Origin of the sequence: Pseudomonas sp. SWRI111 (assembly GCF_014268555.1) — a bacterium.
Taxonomy (GTDB): Bacteria; Pseudomonadota; Gammaproteobacteria; order Pseudomonadales; family Pseudomonadaceae; genus Aquipseudomonas; species Aquipseudomonas hamedanensis.
In genome coordinates this window covers 625,707-648,420 of the sequence record NZ_JABWQQ010000001.1, presented here as the reverse complement: position 1 = coordinate 648,420, position 22,714 = coordinate 625,707, and the positions used below count along the sequence as shown (strand labels likewise).

The window sequence follows — 22,714 nt, the reverse complement described above, 5'->3', positions numbered from 1 at the left end:
CAAAACCCAGCGCTCGACGCTAACCCCCGTCCTTGACGGCTTGACGACCAAAACACCCGAGGATTTTCAACATCCCTGACATATCTTCTTGCAACACTGCGCGTCGAAATCGAATCAAGTCAGGGAATGTCGAGATGGATATCGCACCGTGCACACCGCTTCATCAACCGTTGCGCAAACCGCGCGGGCAGCTGGGTTTTACGCTGATCGAGATCATGGTGGTCGTGGTGATTCTGGGGATTTTGGCGGCGATGGTGGTGCCCAAGGTGCTGGACCGGCCGGATCAGGCGCGGGCGACGGCGGCGAAGCAGGATATCGGTGGGTTGATGCAGGCGTTGAAGTTGTATCGCCTCGACCACGGCACTTACCCGAGCATGAATCAGGGCTTGAAAGTGCTGGTTGAACGGCCTGCGGATGCGAAGAACAGCAACTGGCGTTCGTACCTTGAGCGTTTGCCGAATGACCCGTGGGGCCGTCCTTATCAGTACCTCAACCCGGGCGCCAACGGCGAGATCGACATCTTTTCCCTCGGTGCCGACGGTCAGCCTGACGGCGACGGTGTGAATGCCGATATCGGTTCCTGGCAGCTGTAAGGCTGGCGATGAACACGCGTTCGCTCAATGGGGCGAAGCAACAGGGCATGGCGATTATCAGCGCGTTGTTGATTGCGGCTGTTGTGGCGGTGATCGCGGCGGGCATGTTGACGCGCCAGAGTGTGGCGACCCGTGCGCTGGAGGCGGATCAGCAGCGCGTGCAGGGGCGTTGGGTGGTGCAGGGTGGGCTGGAGATCAGCCGCCAATTGCTCTGGGACGCACGTCTGCGCGATCCGCTGACCCGGCTCGATCAGCCTTGGGCGCAACGTTTGAGCGCGCAGGGTTTCGAGGGGCGGCTGGAGGATGAGCAGGGCAAGTTCAACTTGCGCAATCTGGTGGCCAACGAGCGGGTCGACGAGGCGCAGGTCGCGGCGTTTCAGCGCTTGTGCGAGTTGATCGGGGTCAACGCCGGGCTGAGTCAGCGCATCAGCCAACGGGTGATTGCTTCCTACCCTCGACTGCTGAATCCGCAGATTGCCGAGACATCAAAAGCTGGTTTTGACAGTGGCCGAATCACCTCGCCGGACGCTTCACGCAAACCGCAAAAACCGACGCTGCCGATGCTGCGCAGCATTGATGATCTGCGCAGTGTCGACGGGGTCAATGAAGCGGTGATGGGCAAACTGGCGCCATACCTGACCGTGATTCCTGCGACGACGTGGCTCAACGGCAACACCGCCACCGCGCCAGTCTTGGCCGCTTACGTGCCGGGGCTGTCGCTGGAGCGTGCGCAGGCCTTGATCAATGAGCGCGATGCCGGGCGCTGGTTTATCAACCGTGGCGATTTCGTCAACCGCTTGCGCATGCCGCAACTGGAGTTGACCAGCGTAAAAGTCGGCATCACCAGTGACTGGTTTCGTCTGCGCGGCGAGGCGCGGCGGGATCAGCGTCGGGTCAGGCTTGAGGCGTTGTTGCATCGTAGTCAGGAGCGGTTGCCGCAAGTGATTTGGTCGCGGGTGGGCGTATGACCCAGTTGAAGGTTGCATTACCGCCGCTGGCGGAACTCGATTTGAACAGCGAGTTGGACTGCGCCTGGCTGGATCGTCAGGGCCAGGTCAGCCGCGAAGAACGGCTCAGTCTCGGCGAGTTGGGGCAACGGTCGAAATCGCCGCCCCTGCTGTGTTTTCTCCACCCGGCCGACAGCCTGTTGGCGAGTCTCGATATGCCGCCGTTGCCAGCCAACAAAATGGTCGCGGCGGTGCAGTGTGCGGCGCAGGCCTTGATGCTCGGTGACAGTCGCGAGATGCACATCGCACACAGCCCTCGGGACGAGGCCGGGCAGGTGCAAATTGCCTGGGCACCTCGGCAGCAGTTGCTGCGGTTTGCTCAGTTACTCAAACAGGCCGGGCTGACGCTGCGCGGTCTCTACCCGGCGCCGTACAGCTTGCCGGTGCTGCCCGGCAGCGTGGCGTGCGTGCAGGACGGGCATTTGCTGCTGCGCGACAGCGTGCAAGTGGCGCGAGTGCAGCCGCTGTTCGATGACGGCCTCGCCGGTGTCGTGTGGGAACCGGGCACCACGCTGCACTGGATCGGTGATCATCCGCCGATGGACGCCGAACTGCCGATGCTCGATGCGCAGCGCTGGACCGGGCCGCTTCCCGGTTGGGGTCTGCATGGCGCCGTTCAACAGCAGCAGACCGAACATCGCGGCTGGGGCCGGGCGATCGGCTTGTCAGCGTTGGCCGTGGCGGTGTGGGTGATCGGTTTGAACCTGTACGCCGCCCGCGAAGCCAGTCAGGGTCAGCAATTGAAAGCCCGGATGAGCCTGCGGGTGAAACAGGCGTTCCCCGAGTTGCCGGTGATTCTCAACCCGTTGCAGCAGGCCCGTCAGCAATTGGCCGTGCGGCAGAAGGGCGCGGCGGATGATCCGGCGCAGACCTTCAACCGTCTGGTGTTACAGGCCGGCAGCGGCATGCCGTCTATGGCCGGCAGTGTCGAGCGGTTGGCGTTTGTCGACGGTACGTTGCAACTCGGTTTGCTCAGCGATGCGCGCCGTGGCGGCAACGATCAGACGTGGCAAAGCACCCTGGCGCAGGCCGGCATCAGCGTCACCGCCGACGAAGCAGGCTGGACGTTGCGCCCGGCCAGTGAAGCCACCCCGAGCGACAACGACGACAGCAGCGGAGCAGAAGATGAATAGGGCGACGCTGGCGACATACCGCGCCAAGTGGCAACGGGTTAACGCTCAGTTGCAGGCCCGCTGGCAACCGCTGGCGCTGCGGGAAAAACGCATGGTCGGCGGCATGGCCGTAGCGCTGGTGGCCCTGTTGCTGTGGGTCGCGCTGATTCAGCCGCCGTTGAAGAAAATTGCTTATTGGCAAGCCGAAACCCCCAAGTTGCGCGCTCAGGCCGAAGCGCTGGAAGTGTTGCTGCGAGAAGTCAGCGTGCGCCCGGACGGGCAAAGCGTGGCGCAATCGCTAGAGCAGACGCTGCAGGCCGGCGGCCTGACTGGGCACTATCAATTACAGGCCGGGGAGGCCGGCGCGTGGCAGCTGACCTTCGATGCCGCACCGGCCGATGCCGTGCTCGACTGGCTGTTAAGCACGCCGTCGCAACTTTCTCTGCACGTGGTCGAGGCGCGCCTGCAACGCGCCGGCGAAGCCTCGACCGAAGTCACCGCCGGCACATTGTCAGGCACCGTTCGCATGGATCAGGCGCAGGGCGCTAAGGAAGCTTCATGAAGGAGTCACGCTGCAAACCGGCACGTCTGGCGCTGCCGTTGTTGCTGATGGCGTTGAGCGCGTGCAACAGCACCACGGCGCCGCAGAATCAGCCGCCGCTGCTGGTCGACAGTGAACTCGGTCGGCCGTTGGCCAACACCCAGCGCAGCGGCGATGCGGTGGCCGATCGCGAGCGGGCGCAGGCCCAGGCGCGACCGGCGCCCAAGCAATTGCACAACATCAGTCAGCGTGGACGCGGTGGTGCTGCGGCGCCGAGCAACGCAGTCGCCCGCAATCCGTTGGGCGAGCAACCGGTGACGCTGAATTTTGTCGATGCCGATATTCAAGCGGTGGTGCGTGCACTGTCGCGGGCCACCGGGCAGCAATTTCTCGTCGATCCACGGGTCAAGGGCACGCTGACGCTGGTGTCGGAAGGTCAGGTGCCAGCGCGGCAGGCCTACGACATGCTGCTCGCGGCGCTGCGCATGCAAGGTTTCAGCGTGGTTGATGTGGGCGGCGTCGCTCAGGTCGTTCCCGAAGCCGACGCCAAACTGCTTGGCGGGCCGATCTACAGCGCCGACAAACCGGCCGGCAACGGCATGCTCACGCGCACGTTTCGCCTGCAATACGAGAACGCGGTGAACCTGATTCCGGTGCTGCGTCCGATCGTTTCGCCGAACAACCCGATCAACGCTTACCCGGGCAACAACACTGTGGTGATCACCGACTACGCCGAGAACCTCACTCGAGTTGCACAGTTGATCGAGAGCATCGACACGCCGAGTGCGATCGACACCGATGTGGTGCAGATCCAGAACGGCATTGCCGCCGACATCGCGCCGATGGTCGCCGATCTGCTCGATGCGCCGGGCAACGACCCGACGCAGAAAATCGCGGTGATTGGCGACCCACGCTCGAACACCATCATTATCCGCGCCGGCAGCCCCGAGCGTACCGAGCTGGCGCGCAACCTCATCTACAAACTCGACAACGCGCAGAGCAATCCGAGCAATCTGCATGTGGTTTATTTGCGCAATGCGCAGGCGGCGAAACTGGCGCAAGCCTTGCGCGGTTTGCTCACCGGCGAGAGTGACAACGGCAGCAGCGACACGGCGCGCTCGGTGCTCAGCGCGATGGGCAGCAGCACTGGCGGCAGTGCCGGGCAGAACGGCCAGAGCGCTACGCCGAGCACCGGCACTTCAACGACGACTGGCAGCGGCGGAACCGGCGGCAGCTATGCGCAGGGCAATGGCGGCGCGGCCAGCAGTGGTGGTACGCAGAGCAGCGAACAGAACGTTGCCTTCAGCGCTGGCGGTGTGACGATTCAGGCCGATGCCACCACCAACACTTTGCTGATCTCTGCGCCGGAGCCGCTGTATCGCAACTTGCGTGAAGTCATCGACTTGCTCGACCAGCGCCGCGCGCAAGTGGTGATCGAAAGCCTGATCGTCGAAGTCGGCGAGGATGATGCCAGCGAATTCGGCGTGCAATGGCAGACCGGCAATCTTGGCGGCAAAGGCGTGATCGGTGGCGCCAATCTCGGCGGCTCGGGTCTTAATACCAATGGCAAAACCAGCATCGACGTACTGCCGCATGGGTTGAACCTCGGTTACGTCAACGGCACCGTCGACATCCCCGGCATCGGCAAGATTCTGGATTTGAAAGTGTTGGCTCGGGCGCTGAAGAGCAAGGGCGGCACCAACGTGCTGTCGACGCCGAACCTGCTCACGCTGGACAACGAAGCGGCGAGCATTTTTGTCGGCCAGACCATTCCGTTTGTCAGCGGCAGCTACGTCACCGGCGGCGGGGGCACCAGCAACAACCCGTTCCAGACTGTGACGCGCGAGGAGGTGGGCCTGAAGCTCAATGTGCGCCCGCAGATTTCAGAGGGCGGGACGGTCAAGCTGGATATTTATCAGGAAGTCAGCAGCATTGATGAGCGCGCGTCCAACAGCGTGACCTCGGCGGGCATCGTCACCAACAAACGTGCGATCGACACCAGCATTCTGCTCGACGACGGCCAGATCATGGTGCTTGGCGGTTTGCTCCAGGACGGTTACAGCCAGAGCAACGACGCGGTGCCGTGGCTGTCGACGATTCCGGGAATCGGCGCGCTGTTTCGCAACGAACGCCGGGCGACCACCAAGACCAACCTGATGGTGTTTCTGCGCCCGTACATCATCCGCGACAGCGACGCGGGGCGCAGCATCACCCTCAACCGCTACGACTTCATGCGCCGCGCCCAAGGCCGGTTACAGCCAGAGCGCAGTTGGGCGATGCCGGACATGCAGGCGCCGCAATTGCCGACGTCGGCGCAGGGCGTGCCACTCCCGTCCACCGGCCCACGCGCCACCATCAAAGCGGTACCGATTGAAGGGAGCACCCGGTTTTGACTGAGATGATGACTGTGGCGAGGGGATTTATCCCCGCTCGGCTGCGCAGCAGTCGTAAACCGGGCATACGCGATTTACCTATAGAAACCGGTTCTCAAGTTTTGGGTCTGCTTCGCAGCCCAACGGGGATAAATCCCCTCGCCACAGGGGATCGCATTGCCACAGGGGATCCCATTGCCACGGTGGATTGTGTGGAGGATGGACGATGAGTGCATTGCCTTACGCCTGGGCCAAGGCGCAGCGCGTTCTGTTACGCGATGGCGTGCTGACGGTGTGCCCGTCGACGCCCGGCTGGTCGATCAGCGAGGTGCGCCGGCAGTTTGGTGCGGCGCAGATCAAGCGCGTGCGCGATGACGAGCTCGACGGTTTGCTCGCCGCTGCGTACGCCGACACCGGCAGTGCGGCGGCGGTGGTGGGTGCCGCTGAAAACGAAGTCGACCTCGACCGCCTGATGCAGGACATGCCGGAAATCACCGACCTGCTCGACACCCAGGACGGTGCGCCGGTGATTCGCATGATCAACGCCTTGCTGACTCAGGCTGCGCGCGACGAGGCCAGCGACATTCACATCGAGCCGTTTGAAACCCATTCGGTGGTGCGCTACCGCGTCGACGGTACCCTGCGCGATGTGGTCTCGCCGCGCAAGGCCTTGCACGGTGCGCTGGTGTCGCGGATCAAGATCATGGCGCAGCTCGATATCGCCGAAAAACGCTTGCCGCAGGACGGTCGCATCGCTTTGCGCGTAGCGGGGCGGCCGATCGATATTCGCGTCTCGACGGTGCCGACCGGGCATGGCGAACGCGTGGTGATGCGCCTGCTCGACAAGCAGGCCGGACGCCTGCAACTGGAGACCCTGGGCATGGACGCGCAGGTACTGGCCAAACTCGATCATCTGATCCGCCAGCCCCACGGCATCGTGCTGGTCACCGGCCCGACCGGCAGCGGCAAGACCACCAGCCTCTATGCCGCGCTGGCGCGGCTGGACGCGAGTACCAGCAATATCCTCACCGTGGAAGACCCGGTGGAATACGATTTGCCGGGCATCAGCCAGATTCAGGTCAACGCCAAGATCGACATGACCTTTGCCTTGGCGCTGCGGGCGATTCTGCGTCAGGACCCGGACATCATCATGATCGGTGAGATCCGCGATCTGGAAACCGCACAAATCGCCGTGCAGGCCTCGCTGACCGGTCACTTGGTACTGGCGACGCTGCACACCAACGATGCGGTGTCGGCGGTCAACCGTCTGGTCGACATGGGCGTTGAGCCGTTTCTGCTGGCCTCATCGATGCTCGGTGTACTTGCGCAGCGCCTGGTGCGGCGCCTGTGCAATCAGTGCAAACAGGAAGACCCGGCCACGCCCGGCACATGGCGTCCGGTCGGCTGCGCGGCGTGTAATCAAACGGGTTACAGCGGTCGCACCGGCATTCACGAATTGTTCTGCATCGACGACGACATCCGCACGCTGATTCATCAAGGGGCAGGGGAGCAGGCTTTGCGCGCCGCTGCCGCCAAAGCAGGAATGTTCAGCCTGCGTGAGGACGGTGAACGCTGGATTCGCAGCGGTGCCACCGCGCCGGAAGAAATCCTTCGCGTGACACGGGACGCCTGATGAATCGCTATCGTTTTGAAGCCGCCGACGCGAGCGGAAAGATTGAGTCCGGGCACCTTGAGGCCGACAGCCAGAGCGCGGCGTTCAGTGCCTTGCGCGGACGTGGCCTGACGGCGCTGTCGGTGCACGAAGAAAGCAATGTCGCTCGGCAGGCCGGCGGCGGTTTGTTCAGCGCGCGGCTGTCGGACAACGATCTGGCCTGGGCCACGCGGCAATTGGCGAGCCTGCTCGGCGCCAGTCTGCCGCTTGAAGCCGCGCTGAGTGCAACGGTCGAGCAAGCCGAGAAAAAGCACATCGCCCAGACCCTCAGTGCCGTGCGTAGCGATGTGCGCAGCGGCATGCGTCTGGCTGAATCGCTGGCGTCGCGGCCTCGGGATTTTCCCGAGATTTACCGCGCGCTGATTGCCGCTGGCGAAGAGTCCGGCGACTTGGCCCAGGTGATGGAGCGGCTGGCCGATTACATCGAGGAGCGCAACAACCTGCGCGGCAAGATTCTCACGGCGTTCATCTATCCCGGCGTGGTCGGGCTGGTGTCGATCGGCATTGTGATTTTCCTGCTCAGCTATGTGGTGCCGCAGGTGGTCAGTGCGTTTTCCCAGGCGCGGCAGGATTTGCCCGGTCTGACGTTGGCGATGCTCACCGCCAGTGATTTCATCCGTGCGTGGGGTTGGTTGTGCGCGGCGCTCATGGCCGGGGCGTTCTGGAGCTGGCGGTTGTACTTGCGCAATCCGGCGGCGCGCTTGAGCTGGCATCACCGGGTGCTGAAGTTGCCGCTGTTCGGGCGTTTCATTCTCGGGCTGAACACCGCGCGCTTCGCCTCGACGCTAGCGATTCTCGGCGGCGCCGGGGTGCCGTTGTTGCGCGCCCTGGAGGCAGCGCGGCAGACGCTGTCCAATGACCGCTTGAGCCTGAGCGTCAGCGAGGCCACGGCCAAGGTGCGCGAGGGGGTGAATCTGGCGGCCGCGTTGCGCGTGGAAAATGTGTTCCCGCCAGTGCTGATCCACCTGATCGCCAGCGGCGAAAAAACCGGCTCGTTGCCGCCGATGCTCGAGCGGGCGGCGCAGACCTTGTCGCGGGATATCGAACGGCGGGCGATGGGCATGACTGCGCTGCTCGAGCCATTGATGATTGTGGTGATGGGTGGGGTGGTGCTGGTGATTGTGATGGCGGTGTTGTTGCCGATTATTGAGATCAACCAACTCGTGCAATAGGCCGAATGGGTGGTGGCTGGGCTGGCGCTATCGCGAGCAGGCTCACTCCTACAATTTGAAATGCATTCCCCTGTAGGAGTGAGCCTGCTCGCGAAGGCGCCAGTGCGGACAACACAAAACTCAAATATTTTTCACCAGCCTCAGCACCACCCGAGTCCCGATCCGGCCATCCTCGGGTTCTCCATTCTGTCATCTGCAACCACCCTTCACCGGCTCCAGCCCGATTGATCGAAATGCTTGACTCAGAGCGCCTGCCGATCACCGTAAACACCCGAGAAATCCGCACAAAAATCCCTCCTCAGCTCCCGAGGTTTTTTCCTTTATCTGTCACCGGAAGCTGCGAATTTCTCCCTGCGGCTCCACTTCGGTGGACCCTCCCAGTGTCATGCAAGCCTTCCGAAACCTGTGTTCCAAACCTCGTTGAAAAGGAGATTCTTCATGTTCAAGCGCACTCTGATCGCCGCCTCACTGACCGTCGCCGCTCTGGCTTCCGCCCAGGCCATGGCCGTAACCGGTGGCGGTGCTTCCCTGCCTGCCGCACTGTACAAAGGTTCTGCCAACAGCATCCTGCCTGCCAACTTCAGCTACGCCGTGACCGGTAGCGGCATCGGCAAAAGCGCTTTCCTGACCAACAACGCTGCCCAGTTCAGCACCACCGGTACTGTGCACTTCGCCGCCAGCGACTCGATCCTCAGCGCTGCGGAACTCAGCACCTACAACACCAACTTCGGCGGTTCGTACGGCCCGTTGATCCAGCTGCCATCGGTGGCCACTTCGGTTGCCATTCCGTACAAAAAAGCCGGCAACACCACCCTCAACCTCACCAGCGCTCAGCTGTGCGATGCATTGTCGGGCGCCAAGACCACCTGGGGCCAGTTGTTGGGCACCGCTGATACCACCGCCATTCGCGTGGTTTATCGCTCGACTTCGAGCGGCACCACCGAAATCCTCAGCCGTCACCTGAACTCGGTCTGCCCGACCAAGTTCGCCGTTAACACCACCTTCACCAACGCTCGTCTGCCAGCAGGTTCGGCCCTGCCGTCGAACTGGGTAGGGGTGGCCAACACTGCTGACGTTGCTACGGCCGTGAACGCGGTTGACGGCTCGATCGGTTACGTCGGTCCGGACGGTGTCAACGCTGCGAGCAACGCTGTGGTTGCCCGCATCAACGGCGTTCAGCCAACCAGCGCCAACGTCAACACTGCTCTGGCTTCGGCTCCGTTGCCAACCAACGCGGCCAACCCGGCGCAGTGGTCCCCTGTGGTTGCCAATCCATCCAGCGGTTACGCCATGGCGGCTTACACCAACTTCATCTTCGGCCAGTGCTACAAGGATGCAGCCGTGGCCGCTGATGTCAAAGCGTTCCTGACCCAGCACTACAGCACTCCGGGCAACGCCGTAGCCACCGCTGCTCACGGTTTCATTCCGGTTCCAACCAACTGGAAAAACGCTGTGACCGCCAACTTCATCACCAACACCACGGGCAACAACCTGGACATCAACAACGCCAGCGTGTGCAACGCTGTGGGTCGTCCTTTGTAAGCATCACTTTGTAAGCCGCAACAGGAATGGCAGTCCCTTGGGGCTGCCATTTTTTTTGGCGGCATCTCAACGGCCGCCAGTTCCCCTGCACCACGCAGTTACACCTCAATCATGAAGTTTGTGTGACATCCGTTCGGTCTCGCCCCTCGCCAACGGCCTATGTCCTGACAGCAGGTTTTTGCCGGCCTGCAGCTTTATGTGGCAATCAAAAAGGATCTTGTAGTGATGCTCGCTCGCCCATCCCGTCGCAGTACCCGTGCCCAGATTCTCAAGCGTGAGGCCGCCGAACCGGCCTTGTGGCTGCTCAAGCCGTTGGCGCACGCGGTGGCGCTCTGTCTGGTGGCGGGCAGTGCGCAGGCGCAAACGGCGTTCAGTTCCAGCTGGTTTGCCGCCAAGGGCGCCGCACAACAAGCGGCGGCAGCGCGGCCGAGTATGGGAGGGCTGCCGGGGATGACGCCGCCGCTGGCGCAGCAACAGAAAGCCAACCAGCAGTTGCAGCGTTCACTGCAGACGCTCAACAACACCGTGGCGGCGATCGCCGCGCAACAGGCGGCTCAGGCGGCCGGGCGTGCGGTGGCGTTGGGCAGTGTGCAAACCGTGCCGGATGGCTTGGGTGAGGGCGGGTTGAAGGTCGACAACAGCCTCACCCAGGGCTGGCTGAACGCCAAGGGGCCGCAGCAGACTCAGGCTGATGGCAAGACCACGGTGACAATCGAGCAAACCGCCGACAAGGCAATTCTCAACTGGGAAACCTTCAACGTCGGCCGCAACACCACGGTCGAATTCGCTCAGCAGTCCAGCTGGGCGGTACTCAACCGGGTCAACGATCCGAACGCGCGCGCCAGTCAGATCCAGGGCCAGATCAAAGGCGACGGCACGGTGATGCTGATCAACCGCAACGGCATCGTGTTCAGTGGCAGCAGCCAGGTGAACGTGCGCAATCTGGTGGCCGCCGCGGCCAACATCACCGATATCCAGTTCCGCGACCGGGGCCTGTACTTCGACAGCAGCGCCACCCAGCCGACCTTCACTGACGCGGCGGGCAAGGTGCTGGTGGAACGTGGCGCCAGTATCCAGACCCATTCACCCAAGGCGTCGACGGACGCGGGTGGCTACGCCTTGCTGCTGGGCAACGAGGTGCAGAACGATGGCAACATCAGCACCCCCAAAGGCCAGACGCTACTCGGTGCAGGCGACCGCTTTTACATCCGCAAGGGTTCAGGGACCGATGGCAACGCGGTGTCCACGACCTTCGGCAACGAAGTTACACCGGGTTTCAAGGCCGGCGCCGTGGCCGGCAAGGTCAGCAACAATGGCCTGATCCAGGCCGCCACTGGCGACATCACCCTGACCGGCCATGAAGTGCTGCAAAACGGTGTATTGCTGGCGAGCACCTCGGTGGCCACGCGCGGCACTGTGCACTTGCTCAACCCCACGAGCGACAGCGACGGCAGCGTCACGCTCGCTCAGGGCAGCGTCACCGCGATCATGCTCGACAGCAGCGACCTCACCGCGCTCGACAGTCAGCGTGACGCATCGCTACAGGCTGTCAGTGCCAACAACCGAATCCGGGGTGATCAGTCGCGCATCGAGATCGGCAGTGGCGGCAGCGTCGAATTTCAAAACGGTTCGATCACCCTCGCCACCGGTGGCCAGGTCGCGGTATCGGCGGGGCGTCGCAGCCTGGTCCTTGATGGCGCTTTGATCGATGTGGCTGGCGCTGTCGGGGTGAAAGTGGCGATGGAAGCCAACAACATCAAGATCAACGTGCAGGGCAACGAGCAACGCGATGCACCGGTCAATCGCGAAGGTGGCGCGCTCAACAGTAACGATATCTGGGTCGATGTCCGCGAACTGGTGTACGTGCCGGCCGGCACCAACGGCTATGCCACCGACCGCTGGTACACCGCTGGCGGTTTGCTCGAAGTCGGCGGTTATCTGGGCACTCAGGGGCACACGATCGGCGAGTGGATGGCGCAGGGCGGCAGCGTGAATTTTTCCGGCAATGACGTGGTCACCGAGAAAGGTTCGCTGATCAATTTGTCGGGTGGCACCCTTGACGTGCAGAGCGGCGAGATCCGTCAGAGCTGGTTACGAGGGGCTGATGGACGTTTGTACGAAGTCTCGCGGGCACCGGGGGATCTGCTCTATACCGGGTTGTATAAAGGCTATGAAGACAGCAGCGAGCGTTGGGGCCAGACGCAGATTTTCTATAATCCGCTGATTGCACCGACGTCGCGCCAGGAGTCGGGCTACACCGTCGGCCGCGACGCAGGTCAATTGGTGATTGGCACCCGTAACGCGATGGTCGATGGGCAGATTTTCGGCGACGTGTTCCAGGGCGATCGCCAGACCCAAGCCCCCCGCGCGGTGCTTGATGGCTATGAGCAGAGTCAGACCGCGCGGGCGCGCCGGGCCCAGTTGATCGTGGGGCAATACGATCCGGCCTGGTCGGCGACTGCCGGTGGCCTGCAATACCAGCTCGATGCGCTATTGAATCAAGTGCAGATCGGCGCAAACCCTGCGGCGGCGCTCACAACGCCCGGCCTGGCGGATGCCGTGGCGCAGGAACGGCTCGGTAAACTGTTTCTCGACAGCGATCTGCTCAACGGCTTTCAACTCGGTGCGTTGAAAATCGCCGCCGCGAAATCCATTGTCATCGATCAGGCTGTGGCAGTTGATTCAGGTGGCGACATCACCCTGTTCGGGCCGCAAGTGCAGGTCAATGCGAACCTGACGGCGCGCGGTGGCAGCCTGAATCTGGGTGATGTTTTGACGGGTAACCCCGGATTGACAACGCCAGCCGGGACGCCTGTCGGGGTCACGGTGGCCAGGAATGCGCAACTCGATGCTCGCGGTCTGTGGAGCAATCTGGGCACCGACCCGGACGACGTCAACAGTCTGGCCTACCTCAATGGCGGTGTGGTGTCGCTGCGCAGTACCGGCAAGGTCAGCCTGGGCAGTGGCAGTCTGCTTGACGTGTCGTCCGGCGGGGCGCTGTTGGCCAATGGCAAGACGCGCGGCGGCAAGGGTGGCGACGTGACCGTGGAGTCGACGCCGCTGACAAGCGCGACGCCGTCACAGGTGATCCTTGATGGCGACGTGCGTGGCTACGGTGTAACCGGGGGCGGCAGTCTGACGATTCAGTCCGGCAAGGTTGTGATCGGTGGAACCGGCGTGGCCCTTGCCGACAACGCGCTGCATCTGGCCCCGAGTCTGTTCAGCACAGGTTTTGCCCGTTATAGCGTCACCGGCCTGAATGGGCTGGAAGTCGCTGCCGGCGCTCAGGTCGATGTGGTGATGCCGGTTTATCGTTTCCGCGATGTGGCGCCGAACCAGGCCAGCGGCGTCGATCCGCGTGCGGCCCTCGAATCGTGGACCCCGACGCTGTTTCAGGAAAACCCGGCCAAAGGTGTTCTGACCCTGCGTGGCGGCGCCAGTCTGGCGCTCCAGGCCGGTGCCAGCGATCTGGCGCTGATTGACCCGGCGAGCAGTCCGCTATCGATCGGCCACGGTGCACGGATCAGCGTCGACCCAGGGCAGCGCATTAATCTGCGCGGTGCCGGACAAATCACGGTCGACGGGCAACTGCACGCCTGGGGCGGCACCCTCGATATTCGTCAGCAACAGTTTGGCTCGCTGGACGTCGCGACCAAGCTGCAGAACGCCGACCCGCAGGCCCACAACCGTTCGATCTGGATCGGCGAAGACGCGGTGCTGGATGTTGCCGGTCGCGCTTATACCGCCGTGGATGCGTTGGGTCGGGTGTACGGTCAGGTCGGCAAGGGCGGCAGCATTATTCTCGGTGGCGAGATCGATTCGAAGAAACTCACCGCGACGTCAGCCGACGCCTACGTGATCGTGCGCGACGGCGCGCGGCTGGACGCTTCCGGCACGCACGCAGTCCTGGACCTCGCCGGGCTCGGAATGACTGACGTCGCCACCGATGGCGGGCGCATTGCCTTGAGCTCATACAATGGCGTGTTTCTCGACGGCCAGCTGAAGGCTGCAGCGGGCGGCATCGGTGCCTCGGGTGGGCGTCTGGAGATTGTCCAGGACGCGCCGCTCTACCAGATGAATCTGGCGAGCAACGAAGTGCGTGTGCCCCGCGAAATGATCATCAGCCAACGCGCGGATGGATTACTGCTGCCAGCCGATCTGCAAGCCGGTGAAGGTGCTGCGCAACTGCGTTACGGGCAGACCCGGTTGAGTGCGGAGCGCTTGATGTCGGCTGGCTTCGATCACCTGAGCCTGATGAGTAACGGCTTGCTGACGTTCGCCGATGATGTCGATCTGCGCATGAATCAAAGCCTGAATGTGTACGCCGGCTCGATCTCGCTGGCGCAGGCCGCCCGCGATACGACGCGGGTCAATCTGGCCGCGCCGAACATGCGTTTGTCGGGGCTGGGTTTTTACTTGTCGTCGGATATCAGCATGCGTCCACGGGTGCTGGCCACCCCGACCACACAGGTATCGAACGCTCGATTCACCGCCACCGCTGATTTGCTCGATCTGAGCAACACTTTGTCGTTCGGCGCCGAAGGCACGCTTGCGCAGCTCGGCGCGCCGGCCCTTGCTGTCGTCCGTCGAGGTTTCGATCAGGTCACTCTCGACAGTCGTGGCGACATGCGGTTTCTCGCACCGAACGACAACGAGCGCAGCTCGCGCTTGTGGACAGCCGGTGACCTCAATTTGCGCGCGGCGCAGATATATCCCGCTACCGGGGTGTCGGCCGATGTCCGGGTCGGTTATCAGGGCCCTGTCCCGATCGCCGAAGATGCCCGCACATTGCGCATCAGCGGCCATGGCGAAGCACCGCAGGCCTTGCCGTATTCCGCGTTCGGCAGCCTGTTGCTGGTGGCCGGGAATATCGAGCAGGGCGGCGTCATTCGCGCCCCGTTGGGGTTGATCCAGTTGGGGGAGAACTCGCTGGGCAAAACCCGGGAGCTGCATCTGTTGCCAGGGAGTGTCACATCGGTCAGCGGCGCGGGTCTGGTCATGCCCTATGGCGGCACCACCGACGGCATCGACTATCGCTACAACGGCAAATCCGTGGCGTTGCACGGCATCGCCGGCGCTCTGGATGGCGTGATCCTCACCGGGCAGTACGTCGATGTACAAAGCGACGCGTTGATTGATTTGTCGGGCGGCGGTGATCTGCGCGGCGCAGGTTTCGTTTCCGGGCGCGGCGGTTCCACCGATGCCCGATTCAATCCGCTGGTGCGTAACGCTGCTGATGGCACGTTCAGCTTTCCAGCGCTTGGCAGTAATCCGGTGTACGCCATCGTGCCGGGCAACCAAAGTGCTTTTGCTCCGGCACTTGCCGAGGCGGGTGCGAGCGATCCACGTCTTGGCGAACAAATCACCGTCGGCGCCGGTGTACCTGGCCTGGCCGCCGGAACCTACACCTTGCTGCCTTCAACCTTTGCCTTGTTGCCCGGCGCGTTCCGGGTCGAGGTCAATGGACAGGCAACTCCAGGCATGACCACCGGTGCGCTGAAAATGCGCAACGGGTCCTGGTCCAGTGCGGGGGTGATGTCAATTGCCAACAGCGGTTTGCGCGACAGTCTGCCGAGCCAGGTGATCCTGACCTCGGCCGAGGTTCTGCGCCGCTATTCGCAGTACAACGAAACCAGCTTCACCCAGTTCATCCAGAGCGATGCAACCCGTCGGGGTGTGCCACGGGCCTTGGCGCCGATGGATGCGAAGTCGCTGATATTCAAACTGACTGCCGACGATCAATACGACATCGGCATGAATTTCCAGGGCAAGGCCATGTTTGCGCCCGGTGCAGGCGGCGTTGCCGGCACGGCGAGCGTGTCAGCCACGCAGCTGGAAGTGCTCGGTCAAGGACAGTCCCACACCCCAGACTTCGGCGGCGTTTCGGTGTACGCCGACAGCCTCAATCGCCTCGGTGCCGGTCGCCTGAGCCTCGGCGCGACGCCGACAGTCGAGTACGGCACGGCGGGTAACTTCATACGGTTTGACGGTAATGCGTCCGACATTGCTTTGCGTAGCGGTGCGGTGTTGTCTGCGCCCGAGGTGCTGATACGCACGACCACCACCAGCGGCGGTATCACCGTCGAAGCGGGGGCGGGTATTAACACGCTTGGCCTGGGCAAAGCACCTTTCGACTCGAACGACGGTTTCATTTACCAACCGGGCGCCGCCAGCCTGCTGGTCGTGTCCAACGGCTGGACCAATGTCCTCGCGCCGACGGTCGGGAACAGTGTTGATGGGGCCGGCAGTATCCGCATCGGCACGTGCGCAGCACAGCCGTGCACCCAGCCGTCTGTGCTGTATTCCAATGGCAGCATCAGCGCCGCCACCGATAACCGGTTCGAACTCAACGAGGCCGTACGATTTGGTAGCCGTCACCTTGCTCTGGCGGTCGGTGCGATCAACGCCGGTAGCGCTGAAGCGATCGCGGCGGCGGGGAACGTTCCGAGTGGTTTGAACCTGAACCAGAACGTTCTGGACCGTCTGTTGCGCGGCGACACGCAGTTCGGTGCGCCGGCGTTGGAAACCCTGAGCCTGACCACCCGCGATGCGTTCAATTTCTACGGTAATGTCAGCCTCGATACGCTCGATCCACAGACCGGCGTCAGTCGCTTGCAGAATCTGGCGCTCTCCACGCCTGCCATCTATGGCCTGGGCCAGGCCGGTGACGTGGCGACCATTCGCACTGCCAATCTGATCTGGAGCGGTGCGACCCAGGCGCCGGGTGCGGTGGCCAGCGGCGGGGCGGGAACGGGGAGCGGCACGCTGGACATTCAGGCGCAACGCATCGAGTTCGGTTATGGCCCGAATCCGCAGCCCAACGGCCTGGATCAGAACAACCGGTTGGCGTTGGGCTTTGCCACCGTCAATCTCACCGCCAGCGAGCGCATCACCGCCAACCACAAGGGCAGCCTCGCGGTGTACCAGACGCAGGGGGCTTACGATCCTCTGACGGGTTATGCCTACAGCGGCGGCGACCTCAATCTGCGCACGCCGTTGCTCACCGGTGAAGCGGCGTCAGTCAATCTGCTCAAGGCGGGGGGCAACCTGACGGTGAGTGGCGGTGCGAATGCTGCGGTGGCCAATGCCTTGGGTGCGGAGTTGACGCTTGACGGGCGCAATGTGGTGCTCGACGGTCGCATTGCGCTGGCCAGCGGCAAACTGGTGGTCAAGGCGCAAAACGATCTGACCCTGACCGCCGCGGCACAGCTGGACCTGGCCGGGCGCACCTTACCATTCAATGACATCAGCAAATACAGCTGGGGCGGCGATGTAGCGCTGTACAGCAGCGACGGCAATATCCGCCAGGCCGCCGGTTCGCGTATCGACCTTTCGGCGCGCAACAATCAGGCCGGCCATCTCAGTGCGGTGGCGCTGGCAGCGGACGCGGGTGTGGTCGACTTGCAAGGCGAGATCCGTGGCGCCAGCAGCGGTTATTACGATGCCGGTGGCACGCTGGTGCCGTACAAGGCCGGTGGCGTAGACATTCGCGCACAACGACTGGGCGACAATTTGAGCCAGGACTTCGCTGCGTTGAACCAGCGCCTGAACGCCGGCCAGGTGTTCGGCAGCCGCAGCTTCCAGCTTAAGCAGGGCGATCTGCAGATTGGCGAGGGGCTCAAGGCCGGTGAGGTCAACGTCTCGGTGGACAACGGCAGTCTGACCGTCGCCGGACTGATCGACGCCAGTGGCGAGCGGGTCGGCAGCATTCGTCTGTCCGCCAATAACGGTCTGACTCTGGCTGGCAATGCCTTGCTCGATGCCCATGGTCGCGTGCTGCGCGTCGACAGCTACGGCAAGATCATCGATGCCCCCAACCGCGCGATGGTCGAACTCGATTCCGGTGATGGTCTGCTGACGCTGGCGTCAGGCGCACGGATCGATTTGCGCCATGGCACCGACGCTCCGGTGGGCAGCGCAGCCGGTCAGAACGACGGTTTGCCGCGCGGTACGCTGGAGCTCAATGCCCCGCGTGTCGGCGCAGGCGACATTGCCATCGATGCCGGTGGCGTGCTGAATATTCAGGGCGCGCGTTCCATCGGCCTGAATGCCATGCGGCGCTACACCGATGCTGCCGACGGCACCGATGCGGCGGTCAGCGGACGCCCGTATCAGGTGATCGATCAGGCTTATCTGGACGGTATCCATGGCGACAGCACTGCATTCATCGATGCCGCGCTGGGCAACAGCCAATTGCTTCAGGGCAAACTGGCCGGGCTGAACAATTCCACCTATGCCGACGCTTTCCATGTGCGCCCTGGCGTAGAGATCGCCAGCAAAACCGCCGACGGCGATCTGGTGGTCCAAGGCGATCTGGATTTGTCCGGTTATCGCTATGCCAGCCTCAATCCACACACGCCAAAAACCGCCGTTTATGGTTCGGGAGAATCCGGCAGCCTGCTGATCCGCGCGGGTGGCAATCTGGATATTTACGGCAGCATCAACGATGGCTTCGCACCGCCACCGGAAACCGTGGACGACGCCGGGTGGAAACTGGTGCCGGGCATCCAGCCCTTCGGTGGCGACTTGATCGTTCCCGGTGCCGGGGTGACGCTGGCAGCAGGCACTTTGTTTCCGGTCGGCACGACCCTCAATTACGACTTGCCGATACAGGGCGCGACGCTGGCCAGCGGCACGCTGCTGCCAACCCAGGGCATTCTCGCCGGGCTTTACACAATGACCGCCGGCACGGTGTTGGCGGGGGCGGTGCATGATGCCGCCGGCAACCTGTTGTACGCCGCCGGCACCGTGCTCAACGACACCGTGACCTTGCCGGCCGGCAGCCGTCTCGGGGCCGGAACCCGGTTGAACGCCGCCACAGACATGCAGGCGATGCTGTGGCCAAAAGGCGTGCCGTTGCCGGGCACGTTTGCCGATAACCAGATCGTCGGGGTGAAATTAAGCACCGAACTGGCGTTGTTGCGCGGCTCGCTGATTCCATCAATGACTGACGTGGTGCTGGCCGACGGCACGGCGTACATCGATTTGCGTCCGTTGAACGGCACGCAACAGGGACGCAACTGGGCCTTGGCGAGCATGCTGCCGTCGGGCAGCACGTCTTGGTCGATGCGCGTGGTTGCCGGGGCAGACCTTGACGCTGCCGACAGCCGCACCGTGAAACCGCTGACCAGCGAAGGTCATTTGCGCCTGGCGGATACGCATTACGGCATGCTCGTCACCACGAAAGCGCTCGACACCACCTGGGCGGTCGACAATGCGTTGGGGTTCCCTGCCGGGGAGGTGGTCAAGGAAGATGAAATGTTCTGGTGCGATTACATTCCTGGTGTCTGTGTCGCGCCGGCCAAGTTCCTCTGGGCGGATGGCAACGTGTTGGGCATGCCGACTGGCACCCCGGTTTCCGAAGGCGATTTGTTCTGGTGCGACATTGACCCCAATTGGTGCCTGCCCAATGTCGGCGGCACCACGGTGTCGACGCATACGCAGATGTTCAGCGTACTGCGCACCGGCACCGGTGACCTCGATGTGCTGGCGGCTGGCAACCTGAGTATGGAATCACCCTTCGGTGTTTACACGGCGGGTACGCAGTCAGGCGATGTCGAGGCGCGTTACAACCAGCCACGTGGGCGTCTGTCGGACAACGGTTCAGTGCTTGGCAGCGCTGGCAGTGACAACGAGAAATGGGTCGATGGCGGCAGTGACAGCCTCTATCAAGCGTGGTACCCGCAACTGGGTGGCAATCTGACGATCGGGGCCGGCGGGTCGGTGTCGGGCGATGTCATCGGGCAACGTACGGTGAGCAACAAAGTCGAAACCCGCGAGCAAGTAGCCAGCGTGGCCGTGGGCAATTGGTTGTGGCGTCAGGGCACGGGCAACGACGAGATACCGACCGCCTGGTGGATCAACTTCGGCAGTTACGCAACGCAGCCGTTATCAGGCGAGACCGGTACGGCGCCTTATCTTGTCGGTTTCACCGGGTTCGGTACCCTCGGCGGCGGCAACATCAGCCTGCGCGCGGGTGCCGACGGCGGCATGCTTGATCCGGTCGGCGATGGTCGCTCCAATCTTTATCCAAGGGGGCAGGGGCTGATCGTTGCGGTGGGCAGCACCGGACGAGTGGGGAGCGATGGCAGCCTGCAATTGACCGGTGGCGGCGACATCGATATGCGTTTGGGCGGTTCGCTCAACCCATCGCTACTGGCGCGGGCGCGGGAAACCGGAACGCAAGCGCCGCGCCACGATCTGCAAGGTGCGGTGATCAACCTGCGGGGGGCTGCGCAGGTCAGCGCGAGTGCGTTGGGCGGCGTCAATTTGCAATATGGCGCGTTTGCGCAGGATCAGGATCCGCGCGAAGTCCGCGCTTACGACCCGTTCAGCTCAACCCTGAGCAGCGCCACCGGCGGGCTGGTGTTGATTCCCGGTGACTCGGGCATGCGCCTGAGTACGCGGGGCGATCTGGTGCTGGGCGGCGCCGCGGATCCGGGGCGTGTGCGCCTGCAAAACTCCACGGCATTTACCGACGGCAATGGCGTGGCCCATGCGGGCGGCGGTTTGACTGGCTTCTCGCTGTGGACCGAGCACACCGCGATCGATCTGTTCTCGGCGGGGGGCAACCTGACGCCGAGCACGCAGTTGGCCGAAAGCGATCTGCTGACCAATGCCAGCTATAACGTCTCACCCACCGACGGACGCTTTGTATATCCGTCGATCCTGCGTGCAGTGGCGGCCCAGGGCTCCATCTATGCCGGTCCTTCTGCGGCCTACAGTCCCGGCAATGCCCCACCTGCGTTAGGCTACTCGTTGTTGCTGGCGCCGTCCGGTTCGGGTCAGCTGGAAATGCTGGCAGGCAACTCGATCTTTGCCGGTGGTTACGCGATCAATCAGTCGGGCGCCAGTCCTTCGGCAATCACTACAGTGTTTGCGCCATCCTTTAACGGCTATGACAACAACAATGCGAGCCGGCCGGTCATGACCAATAACAGCCCGGACGGCGTCGCGACGAAAACCAATGCGTTGTACCCGTTGTTTGTGTTCGGGGCCAACAGTTATTCGGGGCTTGCTGGTGTGCAGGGACCGGCTCGGTTCTATGCGTTGGCCGGGGACCTGGTGGGGGTGCGCAGCGGCGAAACGCTGACGTTCAGCCGATTCGGCGTACCGCAGCGCACCTGGTACGAAGCGGCCGGCCCGGTCTGGATGCTCGCCGGCCGCGATATCGTCGCATCCGGCACCTATCTGGGCCAGCCAACCAAAGCACCCACTGACGGGATGGGGCGTAGCGACGAAGACATCGTTTCCAGCGGCAACCTGTTCATTCATAACCGGCCAAACGATGTGTCTCGGGTTTCGGCGGGGCGCGACATTCTTTACAGCAGCTTCGATATCGGCGGCCCAGGCGTACTTGACGTCAGTGCAGGACGCAACATTCTGATGGAGGACCGTGCCAGCATCACCAGCATCGGGCCGGTGTTGGCAGGCGACCGCCGCCCTGGCGCGAGTGTGGTGTTGCAGGCCGGTGTCGGCGCGCAAGGGGCGGATTACTCGCGCTTCATTGCGCGTTATCTGAACCCGCAAAACGTAGCGGATTCAGCGGTGGCCCTCAGCGCGCAGCCGGGCAAAGTGGTGAAGACCTACGTCGAAGAATTGCACAGTTGGCTGAGCCTCGGTTATGGCTTCAAGGGCAGCGATGAACAGGCGCAAGCCTTCTACGCCACACTGCCGAGCACTGAACAAGCCATCTTCGCTCGCCAGGTGTACTTCGCCGAATTGCGTGCCGGTGGCCTGGAATACACCGATGCCAGTGGTCCACGCACAGGCAGTTACCTGCGCGGTCGCAACGCCATTGCGGCGCTGTTCCCGACCACGGATGTCGCGGGCAATCCGATCCGCTACGACGGCGATATCACGATGTACGGCGGCGCCGGGGTCAAGACGCTGTTTGGCGGCGATATCCAGATGCTCACGCCGGGCGGTGGTCAGGTGTTCGGCATCGAAGGCGCGGCGCCGCCGTCCACGGCGGGGATCATCACTCAGGGCTCGGGCGATATTCAGCTGTACTCGCAGGGCAGCATTCTGCTCGGCCAGAGCCGGATCATGACGACCTTCGGCGGCTCGATTCTCGGCTGGTCCGCCGAGGGCGACATCAACGCCGGTCGCGGCTCGAAAACCACCGTGGTCTACACCCCGCCGAAACGCGTCTATGACACCTGGGGCAACGTCACGCTGTCGCCGTCGGTGCCGAGTACCGGCGCCGGTATCGCCACGCTCAACCCGATCGCCGAAGTGGCACCGGGCAACATCGACCTGATCGCGCCACTGGGCACCATTGATGCGGGCGAGGCGGGGATTCGCGTGTCAGGCAACGTCAACATCGCCGCGCTGACGGTGGTCAACGCCGCGAACATCTCGGTGCAGGGCAAGGCGACCGGCGTGCCGGTGGTGTCGGCGGTGAATACCGGCGCAATCACCTCAGCGAGTTCAGCAGCATCCTCGGCCACGCAAGCGGCAGAAGACGTCGCTCGTCAGCAACAAGCGGCGGCGCGGCAGAATCAGGCTTCGGTGTTCACCGTGCAGGTGCTCAGTTTCGGCAACGAACAACTGGCGCCGTCGCGCGACGGCGCCAGTCGCACGCCGGCGGCGGGGTACAACCCGGACAGCCCGGTGCAGGTGCTGGGTGCCGGGGCGCTGGATGAACAGGCGAAACAGCAGCTGACCGAGGAGGAGCGTGGGCAGCTGACTTTGTAAAGGA

9 protein-coding genes are annotated in these 22,714 nt (G+C 63.2%); all 9 read left to right on the top strand.

Features of this window, described 5'->3' with window-relative positions; all coding sequences use genetic code 11:
* Positions 1-134: 134 nt before the first annotated feature.
* The 9 genes from gspG (at position 135) to HU755_RS02560 (ending at position 22,710) form a co-directional block, all read left to right on the top strand.
* Positions 135-593 (top strand): type II secretion system major pseudopilin GspG, encoded by a 459-nt coding sequence (gene gspG / locus HU755_RS02600; RefSeq protein ID WP_186630497.1) that lies wholly within the window; start codon positions 135-137, stop codon positions 591-593.
* An 8-nt stretch (positions 594-601) separates the two neighbouring features.
* On the top strand, positions 602-1,561 hold the full coding sequence (gene gspK / locus HU755_RS02595) for a type II secretion system minor pseudopilin GspK (protein ID WP_186630496.1): 960 nt from the start codon (positions 602-604) through the stop codon (positions 1,559-1,561).
* Positions 1,558-2,733, top strand: coding sequence for a type II secretion system protein GspL (gene gspL, locus HU755_RS02590; protein WP_186630495.1), 1,176 nt, complete (start codon positions 1,558-1,560; stop codon positions 2,731-2,733). The genes gspK and gspL overlap by 4 nt, the downstream gene beginning before the upstream one ends.
* Positions 2,726-3,274, top strand: a complete 549-nt coding sequence (gene gspM / locus HU755_RS02585) for a type II secretion system protein GspM (RefSeq protein ID WP_186630494.1) — start codon at positions 2,726-2,728, stop codon at positions 3,272-3,274. Before gspL ends, gspM begins: the two co-directional genes overlap by 8 nt.
* A complete protein-coding gene (gene gspD / locus HU755_RS02580; RefSeq protein ID WP_186630493.1) occupies positions 3,271-5,646 on the top strand; it encodes a type II secretion system secretin GspD in 2,376 nt (791 codons plus the stop codon). The genes gspM and gspD overlap by 4 nt, the downstream gene beginning before the upstream one ends.
* 205 nt (positions 5,647-5,851) lie before the next feature.
* Complete coding sequence (gene gspE, locus HU755_RS02575) at positions 5,852-7,258, top strand: type II secretion system ATPase GspE (protein ID WP_186620086.1); 1,407 nt, start codon at positions 5,852-5,854, stop codon at positions 7,256-7,258.
* Positions 7,258-8,469, top strand: a complete 1,212-nt coding sequence (gene gspF / locus HU755_RS02570) for a type II secretion system inner membrane protein GspF (RefSeq protein WP_186630492.1) — start codon at positions 7,258-7,260, stop codon at positions 8,467-8,469. The genes gspE and gspF overlap by 1 nt, the downstream gene beginning before the upstream one ends.
* Before the next feature lie 438 nt (positions 8,470-8,907).
* The gene (locus HU755_RS02565) at positions 8,908-10,011 is read left to right on the top strand and encodes a substrate-binding domain-containing protein (protein WP_186630491.1); all 1,104 of its coding nucleotides are present in this window, start codon (positions 8,908-8,910) and stop codon (positions 10,009-10,011) included.
* 225 nt (positions 10,012-10,236) lie between these two features.
* Positions 10,237-22,710, top strand: coding sequence for a filamentous hemagglutinin family protein (locus tag HU755_RS02560; protein ID WP_186630490.1), 12,474 nt, complete (start codon positions 10,237-10,239; stop codon positions 22,708-22,710).
* Positions 22,711-22,714: the final 4 nt, after the last annotated feature.

Excerpts from the sequence above, each read along its gene's own strand:
- gspG (WP_186630497.1), top strand. The coding sequence starts at position 135 with ATGGATATCGCACCGTGCACACCGCTTCATCAACCGTTGCGCAAACCG.
- gspM (WP_186630494.1), top strand. The coding sequence starts at position 2,726 with ATGAATAGGGCGACGCTGGCGACATACCGCGCCAAGTGGCAACGGGTT.
- gspD (WP_186630493.1), top strand. The coding sequence starts at position 3,271 with ATGAAGGAGTCACGCTGCAAACCGGCACGTCTGGCGCTGCCGTTGTTG.
- HU755_RS02560 (WP_186630490.1), top strand. The coding sequence starts at position 10,237 with ATGCTCGCTCGCCCATCCCGTCGCAGTACCCGTGCCCAGATTCTCAAG.
- gspF (WP_186630492.1), top strand. The coding sequence starts at position 7,258 with ATGAATCGCTATCGTTTTGAAGCCGCCGACGCGAGCGGAAAGATTGAG.
- gspL (WP_186630495.1), top strand. The coding sequence starts at position 1,558 with ATGACCCAGTTGAAGGTTGCATTACCGCCGCTGGCGGAACTCGATTTG.
- gspE (WP_186620086.1), top strand. The coding sequence starts at position 5,852 with ATGAGTGCATTGCCTTACGCCTGGGCCAAGGCGCAGCGCGTTCTGTTA.
- HU755_RS02565 (WP_186630491.1), top strand. The coding sequence starts at position 8,908 with ATGTTCAAGCGCACTCTGATCGCCGCCTCACTGACCGTCGCCGCTCTG.
- gspK (WP_186630496.1), top strand. The coding sequence starts at position 602 with ATGAACACGCGTTCGCTCAATGGGGCGAAGCAACAGGGCATGGCGATT.